Source organism: Streptosporangium sp. NPDC005286, from assembly GCF_040607515.1.
Classification (GTDB): domain Bacteria; phylum Actinomycetota; class Actinomycetes; order Streptosporangiales; family Streptosporangiaceae; genus Streptosporangium.
In genome coordinates, this window is sequence record NZ_JBEXGU010000082.1 from 26450 (window position 1) to 39981 (window position 13532).

At 69.6% G+C, this 13532-nt stretch carries 14 protein-coding genes; 6 read left to right on the forward strand and 8 right to left on the reverse strand.

The window, feature by feature from the left end; all coding sequences use genetic code 11:
• Positions 1 to 7 precede the first annotated feature (7 nt).
• Positions 8 to 1009: a hypothetical protein gene (locus tag ABZU75_RS26620; protein WP_355559538.1), complete on the reverse strand. Its 1002-nt coding sequence runs from the start codon at positions 1007 to 1009 to the stop codon at positions 8 to 10.
• Between the two features lie 3 nt (positions 1010 to 1012).
• Complete coding sequence (locus ABZU75_RS26625; protein WP_355559541.1) at positions 1013 to 1519, reverse strand: CBS domain-containing protein; 507 nt, start codon at positions 1517 to 1519, stop codon at positions 1013 to 1015.
• A 404-nt stretch (positions 1520 to 1923) separates the two neighbouring features.
• On the opposite strand from ABZU75_RS26625, the gene ABZU75_RS26630 reads away from it, so the two are divergent.
• From ABZU75_RS26630 to ABZU75_RS26640, 3 genes are all read left to right on the forward strand, one after another.
• Positions 1924 to 2595, forward strand: a complete 672-nt coding sequence (locus ABZU75_RS26630) for a pyridoxamine 5'-phosphate oxidase family protein (protein ID WP_355559544.1) — start codon at positions 1924 to 1926, stop codon at positions 2593 to 2595.
• 179 nt (positions 2596 to 2774) lie between these two features.
• Entirely contained in the window at positions 2775 to 4784 is a 2010-nt protein-coding gene (locus ABZU75_RS26635; protein ID WP_355559546.1) for a catalase, read from the forward strand.
• Positions 4785 to 4867: 83 nt separating this feature from the next.
• The gene (locus tag ABZU75_RS26640) at positions 4868 to 5887 is read left to right on the forward strand and encodes a sporulation protein (protein WP_355559549.1); all 1020 of its coding nucleotides are present in this window, start codon (positions 4868 to 4870) and stop codon (positions 5885 to 5887) included.
• Between the two features lie 89 nt (positions 5888 to 5976).
• Here ABZU75_RS26640 and ABZU75_RS26645 read toward each other — a convergent pair whose 3' ends face one another.
• Complete coding sequence (locus ABZU75_RS26645; protein ID WP_355559573.1) at positions 5977 to 7476, reverse strand: MDR family MFS transporter; 1500 nt, start codon at positions 7474 to 7476, stop codon at positions 5977 to 5979.
• A 147-nt stretch (positions 7477 to 7623) separates the two neighbouring features.
• Here ABZU75_RS26645 and ABZU75_RS26650 point away from each other — a divergent pair, with 147 nt between their 5' ends.
• Positions 7624 to 8220 carry a TetR family transcriptional regulator gene (locus ABZU75_RS26650; protein WP_355559551.1) on the forward strand — a complete coding sequence of 199 codons (597 nt, stop codon included), beginning with the start codon at positions 7624 to 7626 and terminating at the stop codon, positions 8218 to 8220.
• Between the two features lie 87 nt (positions 8221 to 8307).
• Here ABZU75_RS26650 and crcB read toward each other — a convergent pair whose 3' ends face one another.
• Genes crcB through ABZU75_RS26665 form a run of 3 tightly spaced genes read right to left on the reverse strand, consistent with a single transcriptional unit; the run spans position 8308 to position 9448 of the window.
• On the reverse strand, positions 8308 to 8682 hold the full coding sequence (crcB, locus tag ABZU75_RS26655; protein WP_355559554.1) for a fluoride efflux transporter CrcB: 375 nt from the start codon (positions 8680 to 8682) through the stop codon (positions 8308 to 8310).
• Positions 8679 to 9020 carry a DUF190 domain-containing protein gene (locus tag ABZU75_RS26660; protein WP_355559557.1) on the reverse strand — a complete coding sequence of 114 codons (342 nt, stop codon included), beginning with the start codon at positions 9018 to 9020 and terminating at the stop codon, positions 8679 to 8681. Before ABZU75_RS26660 ends, crcB begins: the two co-directional genes overlap by 4 nt.
• Positions 9017 to 9448, reverse strand: a complete 432-nt coding sequence (locus tag ABZU75_RS26665; RefSeq protein ID WP_355559560.1) for a CrcB family protein — start codon at positions 9446 to 9448, stop codon at positions 9017 to 9019. The genes ABZU75_RS26660 and ABZU75_RS26665 overlap by 4 nt, the downstream gene beginning before the upstream one ends.
• A gap of 292 nt (positions 9449 to 9740) precedes the next feature.
• On the opposite strand from ABZU75_RS26665, the gene ABZU75_RS26670 reads away from it, so the two are divergent.
• Positions 9741 to 10649, forward strand: a complete 909-nt coding sequence (locus ABZU75_RS26670) for a DMT family transporter (RefSeq protein WP_355559562.1) — start codon at positions 9741 to 9743, stop codon at positions 10647 to 10649.
• A gap of 38 nt (positions 10650 to 10687) precedes the next feature.
• On the opposite strand, the gene ABZU75_RS26675 is transcribed toward ABZU75_RS26670, so the two are convergent.
• Both ABZU75_RS26675 and ABZU75_RS26680 read right to left on the reverse strand, forming a co-directional pair.
• A complete protein-coding gene (locus ABZU75_RS26675) occupies positions 10688 to 12124 on the reverse strand; it encodes a DJ-1/PfpI family protein (RefSeq protein ID WP_355559565.1) in 1437 nt (478 codons plus the stop codon).
• A 94-nt stretch (positions 12125 to 12218) separates the two neighbouring features.
• The gene (locus ABZU75_RS26680) at positions 12219 to 13190 is read right to left on the reverse strand and encodes a helix-turn-helix domain-containing protein (RefSeq protein ID WP_355559568.1); all 972 of its coding nucleotides are present in this window, start codon (positions 13188 to 13190) and stop codon (positions 12219 to 12221) included.
• 102 nt (positions 13191 to 13292) lie between these two features.
• Between ABZU75_RS26680 and ABZU75_RS26685 the strand changes: the two genes are divergently transcribed.
• Positions 13293 to 13424 carry a hypothetical protein gene (locus tag ABZU75_RS26685; RefSeq protein ID WP_355559570.1) on the forward strand — a complete coding sequence of 44 codons (132 nt, stop codon included), beginning with the start codon at positions 13293 to 13295 and terminating at the stop codon, positions 13422 to 13424.
• The last annotated feature ends 108 nt before the right edge of the window (positions 13425 to 13532 follow it).

Genomic DNA, 13532 nt, shown 5'->3' on the forward strand with positions numbered 1-13532 from the left:
CTTCGGATCAGCCCGGCCCGCGTTCTTCCAGTACATCGGTGACCGGCCGCCGGATGCCCTCGCTCTCGTCGGAGGTGAAGCCCAGGCGCATGATCATCTGGGGGTGCTCGCCCGACAGCAGTTCCTGGCGCAGGAACTCCCGCAGGTGGAACATCTCCAGCGCCTGGGTGTGGAAGGCCGCGCTGACGTCGTAGGCGGAGGCGTGCAGCAGGACCCGCTGCAGCGCCTGGCCCGCCGCGATCCAGTCCTCGCGGGAGTCCCCCGGCGTGGTCAGCACCGCCACGGTTCCGGTGGAGGCGGAGCGGAACTGGTCGGCGTCGTCGCCCCAGGGGTGACCGTGGGTGTAGTCGCGCTGGGCGAAGTGCGGACGGGTCCGTCTGGGCTCGCGCGGGTAGCCCCGCGCCGGAACCCCGTCCGTGCGGGGGCTTCCCGGCGGCTGGGCCCAGCGGATCATCTCCAGGGTGAGCAGCCGGTTCTGGGACTGCACGTCCTCGGCTGCGCAGGTGAGCGCGGCGAGCACCCGGACGGCGGCCTCGGACCTGATCGGCGTCAACCGGGCCCCCTCGGCGCTCGCCTGGCAGACGAACGCCTCGATGAGACGGTCCGCCACGGGCACCTCGGTGAATCCGGCGCGGTGGGTGCGGCGGCGTTCGATCTCGGCGTACAGCAGCCGGGTGTGCTCGTCCGGGGCGACGGCCGCTCCCATCCGTACCGTCGCCAGCAGGGCGGGACGGTCGGGGTCGGGCAGCACGCGCATCTGCGGTTCACAGCCGAGCACGCGCAGCGCGAGCCGCACGTTCATCAGGGCGGCGCCGCAGCTGATCAGCATTTCCCGGCCCTCGGGATCGCCGAGCCGTAGTTTCCGCTCGCTGTCGGCCCGCAGGGCGATCTCCTCACCGTCGACGGCGAAGGACCACGGTTGAGTATTGTGCACCGATGGTGCCCACACGGCGGCCTGGACCGCCGTGTGGATCGCCGAGGTGATCTCCTCGGTGGTGCGAGCGATCATGACTCAGCCTCCATCACGGGTAAAGAAATCGTCAGCCCCGTGGGACCTGGGCAGGACGGGGACCAGGCGGAACATCCCCGTCATCAGCTCCGGCGGCTCCTCCTCCTCGGTGATCAGGCCGGCCACGGCCCGCAGCACGTCGGTGACGGTCACCATGCCCACCAGCCTGCTGGACTCCCCCAGCACGGGGATCGCGTCGACACCGGCGCCGATCATGGCCGCCGCCGCGTCGACCAGGCGCGCGTCGAGGGTGGTGTGCGGGCAGCGATGCTCGGCCAGCAACGAGTGGACCTGAGCGCGCGACTGCTCGACCGGGCCGCCTGACCAGCGGGCGGCGAGATCCTCCTGGGTGAGAACACCGCGCAGGCAGCCGTTCCGGTCGACGACCGGCAGGTGATGGACACCCGCGCGACGCATGATCTCCCAGGCCATGAGCGGGGACTCGTCGGGTTCGACGACGACCAGCGTCCGGCTCATCACCCGTGCCACCCTGAGGCTCTGCACGTCCATCACGCCTCACCCCGGGCATGGCGTGTCGTCGAACCCGGCACGGCGTCGTCGCCGGCCCACCAGGAAGGCGAGCCTTCCGTACCCGCCACCACCTGCGCTGTCATCTTCTCCCCCTCCGCCTCTCCCCTCCATCAGACCGGTTCCCCACGTTCTCCGCAGTGGCCGAAAGACCTGCTCGCCGGGGACTTCCGGCCCCCATCTTCGTACCCTGCCCGTGGTGGAATACCGGCTGAGGGGAACATCCCCGCGAGGGCGATTCACCCCGAGGCGGCCCGCCGCCCCGCCGGGTACTGTTTTCCTCTCGGAAGGGGAGAGGGGCGGTGGCCGAAAAACCCGCAAAGCCCCTGCACGGTCAGATTGACGATGCCAGATCTTTGCTCGTTCTGTTCTAATGGGAGATTTTGATGACCGAACATATGGCAACCCCGGGCGACCTGGGCCGCCGGCTGGCCAGGCGACGCGAGGAGTTGCAGCTGAGCCGCGAGCAACTGGCTGACCGGGCCGGCATCGACCCCGGATATCTCGGCTATCTGGAGGAGACCGCCGCCTCCCCCACCCTCGACACCGTGCGCAAACTGGCCACCGCCCTGAACACCGACATTGAGGAGCTCCTCGGCGCGACGATGAACCTGCCCTCCGGGCACGGCCGCCCCGCCCCCCACGCCCACCTGGAGAAGCTGCAGCCCGAGGAGTGCCTGCGGCTGATCTCCCCCGGCGGTGTCGGCAGGGTTGCCTTCGAGGAGCCCGCGGGACTGACGATCCTGCCGGTCAACTACGTACTGCACGACAACTCGGTGATCGTCCGCACCGCGGTCGGCGGTCCCCTCGACAGCAACCTGCGCACCGGCGTCCAGGGGGTCGAGTTCAAGATCTCATTCGAGATCGACCGGATCGACGACGCCGCCCGCGAAGGATGGAGCGTGCTCATCCGAGGTGGCGCCCACCACGTCTCCGCCGACGAGCAGGCCGAGGCCGCCGCCTCGGGAGTCGAGCCATGGGCGGGCGGCGACCGCGAGCTCTATCTCAGGATCGTCCCCAGCGAGATCACCGGACGGCGCATCCGGCACACTTCGTGACAACCGGCAGGACATTCGCCCGCCGCCGAGTCGGCGGGCGGTACCTCCGTGCCCTATCGGCGCCGCCCGGGAGAAAACGGCCCATCCGCTTACCGTGGCCAGGCTGAGCAGCGCGGATATCCACTCGGCAGCTGGGCAACAGGTGATTGTTTGATGGCCAGCTACTCAGGAGCACGGATATGTCAAGCGAGGAGACGGCGAAGAGCCGCCAGCTCGACCGGTACCGCGTCAACGCAGACGACGGCCCGCTCACGACCGACCAGGGCATTCGCGTCGAGGACAGCGACAACTCCCTGAGAGCCGGAGTGCGCGGCCCGACGCTGATGGAGGACTTCCACTTCCGGGAGAAGATCACCAGGTTCGACCACGAACGCATCCCCGAGCGCGTGGTGCACGCCAGGGGCGCCGGAGCCTACGGTTACTTCCGGCTCCATGACTCGCTGGAGGAGTTCACCTCGGCGCGTTTCCTGTGCGACACCTCGCTCACGACTCCGGTGTTCGTCAGGTTCTCCACGGTGGCGGGCTCACGCGGCTCGGCCGACACGGTGCGGGACGTGCGCGGTTTCGCGACCAAGTTCTACACCGAGCAGGGCAACTTCGACCTGGTCGGCAACAACTTCCCCGTCTTCTTCATCCAGGACGGCATCAAGTTCCCCGACTTCGTGCACGCGGTCAAGCCCGAGCCGCACAACGAGATCCCGCAGGCGCAGTCGGCCCACGACACCTTCTGGGACTTCGTCCAGCTCCAGCCGGAGACACTGCACATGATCATGTGGCTGATGAGCGATCGGGCCATCCCGCGCAGCTACCGGATGATGCAGGGCTTCGGAGTGCACACCTTCCGGCTGGTCAACGCCGAAGGGCGCGGTACGTTCGTCAAGTTCCACTGGCGGCCCGAGCTCGGTACCCACTCGCTGGTGTGGGACGAGGTACTGCGCCTGCAGGGCAACGACCCCGACTTCAACCGGCGTGACCTGTGGGACACGATCGAGGCCGGTACCCCGGCGCGCTGGGAGCTGGCCGTGCAGCTCGTGCCAGAGGAGCGGGAGCACGAGTTCGACTTCGACCTGCTCGACGCGACGAAGATCATCCCAGAGGAGGTGGTGCCGCTGCGCCCGGTGGGCACGCTGGTGCTCGACCGCAACCCCGACAACTTCTTCGCCGAGACCGAGCAGGTCGCCTTTCACGTGGCCAACGTGGTGCCGGGCATCGACTTCACCAACGACCCGCTGCTGCAGGCCAGGCTGTTCTCCTATCTCGACACGCAGCTCATCAGGCTCGGTGGCCCCAACTTCGCGCAGATCCCGGTCAACCGGCCGGTGGCCACGGTCAACAACGACCAGCGCGACGGTTACCACCAGGGCGCCGTCCACACCTCCCGCACCAGTTACTCGATCAACTCGATCAGCGGCGGCTGCCCCATGGCCGGGGACGGCTACGTCCACTACCAGGAGCGGGTGGACGGACGGAAGATCCGCGAGCGCAGTCCCAGCTTCGCCGACCACCACGGTCAGGCCCGGCTGTTCTGGAACAGCATGTCGGGCTGGGAGCGTGACCACATCGTCGCGGCCTTCCTGTTCGAGCTGGGCCATGTGCGGCGCAAGCCCATCAGAGAAGGCGTCCTCGCCCAGCTCGCCGGTGTCCACACGGAGCTGGCCACCCGGGTGGCCCAGGGGCTGGGCCTGCCGGTCCCACCGGCCCAGGACGGTCATGACCTGGCCTCTCCCGCGCTGAGCCAGGCCGCCCAGCCACCGGCCGGTATCGCCACCCGCAAGGTCGCGATCCTGGCGGCCGACGGAAGCGACGCGGACGCCCTGGCCCCGGTGCGGCAGGCGCTCGAAGACCGGGGAGCGATCTGCGAGGTGCTGGCGCCGCACGAGGGTCAGGCCGGACCGCTGAGCGTGGACCGTTCTTTGGGAACGGTCTCCTCGGTGCTCTACGACGCGGTCCTGCTGACCGACGGCGCGGCCCTGTCAGCCGTCGGGAACGCCGTCCACTTCGTCAGGGAGGCTTTCAAGCACGGCAAGGCCATCGGCGCGGTCGGCTCGGGCACGACGCTGCTGGAGGCCGCGGCGCTCCCCGGATCCCCGGGGGTGGTCACCGGAGGCGACGGCCTCAGCGAGGCGTTCGCCGAGGCGATCGCCGTCCACCGCCACCACGACCGCGACATCACCGGCTTCGCCGCCTGACTGCGGCAGAGGCCGGGAACCCAGAACGCCTGGTGATCGTTTGCTCTTCGGTCACGTTCAACGGACAAGCAGGAGAGGAAGCCGTGATCTTCAAACGGATGCTGGGAGCCTTCGGTGTCGGGGCCCCGTCGGTGGACACCGTCCTGTCCACCCCCCGCGTGCAACCCGGCGGGCTGCTGCGCGGCGAGGTAAGGATCAAGGGCGGCGACTTCGACGCCGACATCGAGTACATCACGCTTGGCCTGGTCACCCGGGTGGAATCTGAGCACGGCGAGGGTGAGCAGATCGGCCTGATGGAACTTCACCGTACACAGGTCTCTGGACCGTTCCGGCTGCGCAGCGGAGAGGACAGGACCGTCCCCTTCCAGTTCCCCGTCCCCTGGGAGGCACCGATCACCGAGATCGCCGGGCAGCACCTGCACGGCATGGGCATGGGGGTGCGCACCGAGCTGGCGATCGCCGCGGCGGTCGACAAGGGCGACATGGATCCGGTCGAGATCGAGCCGCTGGCCTCCCAGGAGGCGTTCCTGCGGGCGTTCTCCCAGCTCGGCTTCCACTTCAAGAGCGCCGACCTGGAGCATGGCCACATCTACGGGGTGAGCCAGCAGCTGCCGTTCTACCAGGAGATCGAGTTCTACCCGCCGCCCGCCTACTCCGGGCAGATCAACGAGGTCGAGCTGACCTTCATCGCCAACCCCGGTGGGCTGGACATCGTCCTGGAGGCCGACAAGCGTACCGGCGGCTACGGCTCCGGCGGTGACGCCTTCGGCCGCTGGCAGACCAGCCACCAGGAGGCGGCGCACCGCGACTGGGCCTCGGAGATCAACGGCTGGTTGGCCGCACTGTCCCAGTACTCGCACGGCGGCGGCGGTCACTACGGCGGCCACGACCCGTACGCCCACCAGGGCGGCCACGCCCCGTACGCCCACGGCGGTGGCCACGACCCGTACGCCCACCAGGGTGGTCACCATGGCGGTCACGGCGGTCACAGCGGTCCGGGAATGGGAGCGGTGGTGGCCGCCGGCGCGGCCGGCCTGGTCGGCGGCTACGTGGCCGCCGAGCTGGTCGAGGAGATCTTCGAAGACGAGGAAGAGGAGGAGTGACCGTGCCGGGTCCCGCCCGGTGAGCCCGGGCGGGGCAGGACGGTGACGGCCCGCCCCGCGACCTCGCGGGGCGGGCCGTCGTCATCCACTCAATCCGCCAGGTCCACGGTGTCGCGCAGCCTGGTCGGCTTGAGGAAGAGCACGGCGACGACGCCCACCGCGGCGATCGCGGCGGAGATCAGGAAGATGTGCCCGGTGGCATCGCCGTACGCCGCGCGCACGACGGTCCTCGCGGCTTCGGGCAGCGCCTCAAGGTTGAGGGTGCTGCCCCCGGAGCCGGACGGCCGGATGCCCGCCTTCGCGAAGCCCTCGGCGATACCGGTGGCCACCCGGCTGGCCAGGACCGCGCCCAGCACCGAGACTCCGATGGTGCCGCCCAGCGAGCGGAAGAAGGTGATGGCGCCGCTGGCGGCACCCAGTTCCCGCAGCGGGACGACGTTCTGGATGACCAGCACCAGGTTCTGCATGGACATGCCGACGCCGATGCCGACCAGCATCATCGCGGCCGAGATGAGCACCAGCGAGGTCTCGTGGTCGATGAGGGACAGGCCGAGGAATCCGAGGGTGAGCACCACGGAACCCGCCACGATGTACGGCTTGACCTTGCCGCTCTTGGACACGAGCCGCCCGGAGATCGTGGAGGAGAGCAGCACGCCGAACATCATCGGGATGGTCAGCAGCCCGGCCTGGGTGGGGCTGTAGCCACGACCGATCTGGAAGTACTGCCCCAGGAAGACCGCTCCGCCGAACATCGCCATGCCCACCGCGAGGCTGGCCACGATGGCCAGGGCGGGGGTGCGCCTGCGGACGATGTGTATCGGCACGACCGGCTCGCTGACCCGTGACTCCACCCAGGTGGCGACGGCCAGGATCAGAATCCCGCCGCCGGCCATGACCGCGGTCTGCCAGGAGATCCAGTCGAAGGAGTTGCCGACGAAGGTGATCCAGATGAGCAGGACGCTGACGCCCGCGGCGATCAGCGTGGCGCCCGCGTAGTCGATCTTGACATTCGGGCGGCGGACCGAGACCACCTTGAGCGTCTTGTGCAGCAGGACGAAGGCGATCGCCGTGAACGGCACGGCGATGAAGAAGCACCAGCGCCAGCCCAGCCATGAGGTGTCGGCGATCAGGCCGCCGAGGAGCGGGCCACCCACGGTGGCCACGGCCATCACCCCGCCCAGATAGCCGTTGTAGCGTCCCCGCTCCTTGGGGCTGATCATCGCGGCGATGATGACCTGGACCAGGACCTGCAGGGCCCCCATACCCAGGCCCTGGATGGCGCGGAAGGCGATGAGCTGGCCGGCGTTCTGCGCGAACCCGCAGGCCAGCGAGCTGAGCATGAAGATGACGATGGAGATCTGGAGGAGCAGCTTCTTGCTGAACAGGTCCGCCAGCCGGCCCCAGATCGGGGTGGAGGCGGTCGCGGCGAGCAGTGACGCGGTGATCACCCAGGTGTACTGGGACTGGGTCCCGTCGAGCGCGCCGATGATCTGTGGCAGCGCCACCGACACGATCGTGCCGCTGATCATCGCGACGAACAGCACCAGAAGCAGGCCGCTGAGCGCTTCGAGAATCTGCCGATGAGTCATCGGCTCCGTGCTTTGCGGCATGACCGCTTGGGTGCTCACACGACCTCCACGTACGGGTAACTGGAACAGGCCATGACACCATACATGCCCATTGAGAAAGTTTGCCCACTGGGCATATATGGTGTCAGGCGTTAGGCTGTCCGTGTTATGCAGATCACAATGGGGTTGCGCGAGCGCAAGAAGGCCGAGACGCGGCAGGCGGTTCACGAGGCCGCGCTACGGCTGACCGTGGAGCACGGCCTGGACCACGTCACCGTCGAGGCCATCGCCGACGCCGCCAACATCTCGCGACGAACCTTCTCCAACTACTTCGCCGGCAAGGAGGACGCCCTCCTCTACGGCGACGAGCAGCGCGTCCGCCTGCTGCTCGAGCGGGTCCGCACCCGCCCCGCAGAGGAATCGGCCTGGCGGGCGCTGCGCGGAGCGGTACACGATCTCTACAGCGAAGTGGGCGGACCGGAAAGGGAGTGGGTGATCCGCGCCAGGCTCGCCAAGAGGCACCCCTCGCTCCTGGCCAGGCAACTGGCCAACCACGCCAACCTCGAACGCGAGCTCGCCCAGGTCATCGCAGAGCGCGGCGGCGACTCCGAGACCAGCGCCCGATCTCGGGTGATGGCGGCCGCCTTCCTGGTCTCACTGCGCATCGCCACGCACATGTGGACCGACGAGTACGAGACCCGAACCCTGCGCGAGGTCATGGACGACGTCTTGGACGAGATGGCTCGCCCCTTCGACGGGGAGTGAACCGCGTCGGTTCTCGCGCCGCTCTCGAAGACCCGGCCGCCGATGGGGGCCGCCCGTACGAAGTTCCCAGGCCTTCGTACGGGTGGCTCACCCGAAGATCGCCTGGGCGAGGGTGAGACCGGCGAACACCGCTCCCAGGCCGGCGACGATCGAGGCGACGACGTTGGCGACGGCGAAGAACACCGCGCCGGTCTCGGCCAGCCGCAGCGTCTCGTAGGAGAACGTCGAGTACGTGGTCAGCGCCCCGCAGAAGCCGGTGCCCAGCAGCAACTGCACGCCGGTGCCCGCCGCCCCGGACAGTGCGGCCCCGGCCAGGACGCCCAGGATCAGCGAGCCAGCCACGTTGACCGTGAAGGTGCCCCAGGGGAAGACCGTGTCGTGGCGTGCCTGCACGGCCCGGTCGGTCAGGTAGCGCAACGGCGCGCCGACCGCGCCGCCGAGCAGCACCAGCAGCCAGTTCACTGCGCCCGTCCGTCACGGGGGCGAACGACCTCGACCTCGTCCAGAACGGCCAGGCTCTCGGTGAGCAGGTCGTCCAGCCGGGGCAGGAAGGCGCGGATCCGCTCCTCGGTATCGATGATCACGATGGTCACCGGCAGGTCGTCGGTCATCGACAGCAACCGGGTGGTGTGCACGATCGAGGTGGTCCCGAAACCCTCCACGCCGCGGAAGACCGATGCCCCGGCCAGCCCGGCGGCATGGGCGCGGTGCACGATCTCGCTGTACAGGGGGCGGTGGCGCCAGGTGTCGGTGTCGTCGGTGAAGATCGTCAACCGCAGCGCCCGTCCAGGCGGGATCATCGTATTCTCCTCACCAGGAGCCGGCGGGTGGCCCACGCGCCGGTGACCACCGCGGCCAGGGCCGCCAGGAGCGTCGCCGCCAGGTAGCCGAGTGCCAGGCCGGTCCTGCCACCGGAGACCAGGCGCTCGATGTCCAGGCAGTAGGTGGAGAAGGTGGTGAACCCGCCCAGCACTCCGGTGGCGAGGAACGGCCGCACCCAGGCCGGTGCCGTCCACACCTCGGTCAGCACCACCAGCAGGACCCCGATCAGCAGGCAGCCCACCACATTGACGCAGAACGTGGTCCACGGGAAGGAACCGGCCGCGGTCGGCCACAGCAGGGCGGCACCGTAACGGGCACCCGTGCCGATCGCGCCACCGGCGGCGATCATCGCCAGGACACCATAGTGCGAGCGACGCGGCCCGGGGGGATCGACTGGCTCGGTCACTGTCTCGAACCTCGCCTGTTTCGAGCGCATGCCTCTCCCTACACGCGGTGGATGCCCGGCACGACCTATCGGCGAGTAGGGACCGCCGACGGCAGCGGGGTGCCGCGCCTCGGGGACGGGCGGGCCGCACCGGCACGGATCCTCGGCCCTGCTCAGCCTAGCGCGATCACGTCCCGATCACCGTCACCGCCGCTCAGGACACCGTGTGGCAGGACCGTCCAGCCGCCGAAGGTACCCGATAACAGGGATGAAGTCCCATAGGTCACAATGATCGCCGGAGGTGGTGATGGTGATGCGGCGCGGGATCGCGGCGATCCTGATCTCGGCGGCGGCGTTCGGGCTCATGCCCGTCTTCGCCTCCTTCGCGTACGGCACGGGGATGTCGGTGACGACGCTCCTCATGCTGCGGTTCGCGATCGCGACGGCGGTGTTCCTCGGATGGCTGGGAGTGCGCGGCAGGCTCGGGCGGCTGACCGGACGGCAGTGGGCGACCCTCGCACTGCTGGGCGGCGGCATGTACGCGGCCCAGTCGCTGCTCTACTTCACGGCGGTCCAGCGCATCTCGCCGGCCCTCGCCGTACTGCTGCTGTACCTGTATCCGGCGCTCGTGTCCATCCTGTCGGCGGTGGTGGAGCGCACTCGCATGAGCTGGACCGTCGCCGGGCCGATCCTGGTGTCACTGGCCGGGCTGACCCTGGTGGTGGGCCGTCTGGACACCGGCCTCGACGTTCCCGGTCTGCTCGCGGCGGTCGGGGCCGCCGTGGCCTACGCCCTGTACATCATCGTGGGCAGCCGGGTCTCCGCCTCGCTGTCCCCCTCGGTCACCACGGCCTACCTGTCGATGTTCGCCACCGGCTCGTTCGCCCTGCTCGGGCTGGCATCGGGCGGGCTGGACCTCGGCTTCGCGCCGGCGGGCTGGGTCTGGGCGACGGCGGTGGCGCTCGTGTCGACGGTGCTCGCGATCGCCCTGTTCTTCGCCGGGGCCACGACGCTCGGCCCGGTACGCGCGTCGATTCTCAGCATGCTGGAGCCCGTCGTGACGGTGCTCGCCACCTGGCTGCTGCTGGGCGGGACCCTGACCTGGCAGCAACTCGCGGGGGGCGCGGTGGTGCTGGCCGGCGCTCTCTGGGGCATCCTGGCGAGCTCGGCCCGCGGCACCTCCCCGGCTGCGGAGAAGACCGCCGTGAAGGCGTCCTCCTAGCACCCGCAACCGGTCGGACAGCACTTCTTGTAGCGTGCCTACCGCGCCGGCGTCGTCCCCGGCCCGCCCCTGCCAGAACGCGAGACTGTGCCGGCCGTACGGCGGCGGAGCAGGCGCGGTATGGCGACGGTGAGCATGCCGACGCCGACGGAGACGGCCAGGGCGACGACGAAGATCACTGTGGGACGCCAAGGCCAGCCGGCCCCGGAAAGGCGCAGCTGTCCGACGGGATATTCGGAGAACTTGGCGGTGGTCCGGGCCGTGGCGCTGTCGGCATGGGCGGCGAGGTCACGGAGCATCGGGTCGAAACCGAACTCGCCGTCCCGCCGGCCGCCGCCGGGCAGTTCCGGTGTGAGACTCCGTCCTGACGCCCAGCTCGCCAGGGCGGGCGTCAGGTCGCCGCGCACGCCCGGAACCACGAACCGGTCCACACGCGGCACCGCCGTCCCCGCTGGTTCGGTGAGCAGGACCACACCGTGCCGCGTGGTGACCGTTCCGGTGGCGCTGATCGGGATCGCGCGGGCGCTGAAGGAGACACCGGAGTAGACCTCGAACGCCGCGGCGGCGTCGATCTCTCCCACTCCCTCCACCAGCCCGATGCCGATCGTGGGGCGCCACCAGGGGAACGCCGCGTTCAGCACGTACGGCAGGTCGGACAGGGCGAGGTGGTTCGGGGTGATCGCGGTGGAGCCGCCCAGACTCCAGCCGGGATAGTGGAGCGCGCTCCCGATCCGCTGGGCCTCCGCCGCGCCCGCGAACCGCTCGACCAGGCGTAGCGCGCCGACGGCGCCGGAGGTGATGCCCGCCGTGGTGGTGATCGCGCCGTCCTCCACATAGCGTTCGCCGCTCTGCCACCGCACCTTGGGGTGGTTCCGCTTCAGGGAGCCGATGTTGGCCCAGAAGGAGGTCGCCTGGCGATTGTCGAGCACACCGGCGGCCGCGAGGAGTTCCGAGCCCGCGCAGACGCCCAGCAGGCGGGCGCCGTACCGGGACCGCGCGGCGATCCACTCACGCAACGGCTTCTCCGCCGTGCCGGTGGGATCGATGACGGCGGGCACCACCACCACGTCCGGTTCGGAAACGGCGCCTGTCCCGACCTCTTCCAGGGTGTGGTCGGGCAGCAGGTGCAGACCGCCGGAAAGCGGGGACGGGGTTCGCCGGGCCGCGACGGTGTAGACGGCGAATCTTTCCGACCGGGCGAAGACCTCGTAGGGGGCGAGAACGTCGGCGGAGACCGAGCCGGCGTTGCTGACCACGATCGCGACAGTGATCCGTCCGCCGGGTATCGCCTTGGGGGCCGGCCAGCCCCGGGCAGGCGGGCGCTGATCAGACAGGGGGTAGCTCTGGCCCATCACGGTGGTGACACCGGCGGCGCAGATCCCGCCCAGGGAGGCGAGGAACAAGGCGGCGCCCAGCAGGACACGCCCGATCCGGCGCACGACGGGCATGGTCAGACCGCTGTGGACAGGGGACACAGGAGGCTCTCTTCTGTGACGGCCATTGAAGCATAGCGAAATCACGGCAGCGCGATCGGCGCCGTGAAAGGGGAATCAGGGTGAGGTATGCCGCTCAGCGCGCGTGCTTGCGCGCCGCGGACGGGGGCATCCCGTACCGGGCGGAGAACAGGCGGCGGAAGTGCCGGACATCGCGGAAGCCACAACGGCTCGCTACGGCATCCACGCCGAGGTCCGTGTCGGCCAGCAGCCTCGAAGCCCGTTCCAGGCGCAGTTGCTGCTGGTATTCCAGGGGGCTGATGCCGATCGACGTGCTGAACGCCCGGCTCAGACCGCGCGGGGACAGGTGTGCCACCACGGCCAACTCGGCGAGGGTGTGTGGGGTGTCCAGGTGCTGGGCGAGATGGTCCTGTACGCGGTGGACGGCCGGATGCAGGTGCGAACGGTGCTGGAGAAAGGGACTGATCTGGGTCGCCGAACCGTTTCGCCGCAGATAGACCACCAGTTCCCGGGCGACCGCGGCGGCGAGGGCGGGGCCGTGGTCGCGTTCCACCAGCGACAGCGCCAGATCGATCCCGGCTGAGATCCCCGCGCTGGTGCTCACCGGGCCGTCGTGGACGTACAGCACCCCGTCCTGGACCCGGGCCGCCGGGTATCTCTGCCGCATCGCCTCGATGAGCGACCAGTGGGTGGTGCACCGGCGTCCGTCCAGCAGCCCTGCCTCGCCCAGCGCCGCCGCGCCGCTGCACACCGACGCTATCCGGGCCCCGCAGCGCTGTGCCGTACGCAGCCATTGCGTCACCGAGTCGGGAACCAACGGCTCGCCCGGCTGAAGATCCCTCAGCCGGGGTCCCGGCACCAGCACCAGGTCACCGGGCTCGGTCGGCAGCAGACCGCCGAGTCCGGCCAGCCTCAGTCCCTGTGCCGACACCGCCTCTTCGGCATCGGACACGAACTCCAGCCGGTAATCGGCACCCAGATGCGCCGCGGTGTCGAAAACCTGCGCAGGACCGCCCAGGTCCAGCAGGTTCACGTCCGGCAGGACCAGCACCACCACCCGGCCCGTACTCGTCACTCGCTCACTCACGGCGCCTACGCTAGACCGCCCGCACCATGATCCGGGAGGGCTGTACGTACTGTGCACCGGACGGATCGGGCACTCGTCGATCCGTCCGGTGCGTAGTCGGTGATGAGCGTCGTCCTGCTCGGCCCGGCCTTGGTGCTGTTCCCCTTCGGCCTCATGGCGGAATCCTGGGCGATGAAGATCGGAGCGGGCGCGCCGGTGGCGGTCATGACCGGAGGATCCATACTCAGCCGGTGAAGCGCCGGTCAGGCCGGTGCGGCCCGATTCGAGGTCGGCCGCTCAGCGCTTGTCGCGGTGATGGTCGAGCAGGCGGATGAGCAGGCTCATGGTGGCGGCGCCGGCGGC

What these genes read in the sequence shown, in the direction of transcription:
- ABZU75_RS26630 (WP_355559544.1), top strand. Translation starts at nt 1,924, where the DNA reads ATGACCGAACATATGGCAACCCCGGGCGACCTGGGCCGCCGGCTGGCC.
- ABZU75_RS26635 (WP_355559546.1), top strand. Translation starts at nt 2,775, where the DNA reads ATGTCAAGCGAGGAGACGGCGAAGAGCCGCCAGCTCGACCGGTACCGC.
- ABZU75_RS26670 (WP_355559562.1), top strand. Translation starts at nt 9,741, where the DNA reads ATGCGGCGCGGGATCGCGGCGATCCTGATCTCGGCGGCGGCGTTCGGG.
- ABZU75_RS26685 (WP_355559570.1), top strand. Translation starts at nt 13,293, where the DNA reads ATGAGCGTCGTCCTGCTCGGCCCGGCCTTGGTGCTGTTCCCCTTCGGC.
- ABZU75_RS26620 (WP_355559538.1), bottom strand. Translation starts at nt 1,009, where the DNA reads ATGATCGCTCGCACCACCGAGGAGATCACCTCGGCGATCCACACGGCG.
- ABZU75_RS26645 (WP_355559573.1), bottom strand. Translation starts at nt 7,476, where the DNA reads ATGACTCATCGGCAGATTCTCGAAGCGCTCAGCGGCCTGCTTCTGGTG.
- ABZU75_RS26650 (WP_355559551.1), top strand. Translation starts at nt 7,624, where the DNA reads ATGCAGATCACAATGGGGTTGCGCGAGCGCAAGAAGGCCGAGACGCGG.
- ABZU75_RS26625 (WP_355559541.1), bottom strand. Translation starts at nt 1,519, where the DNA reads ATGGACGTGCAGAGCCTCAGGGTGGCACGGGTGATGAGCCGGACGCTG.
- ABZU75_RS26660 (WP_355559557.1), bottom strand. Translation starts at nt 9,020, where the DNA reads ATGATCCCGCCTGGACGGGCGCTGCGGTTGACGATCTTCACCGACGAC.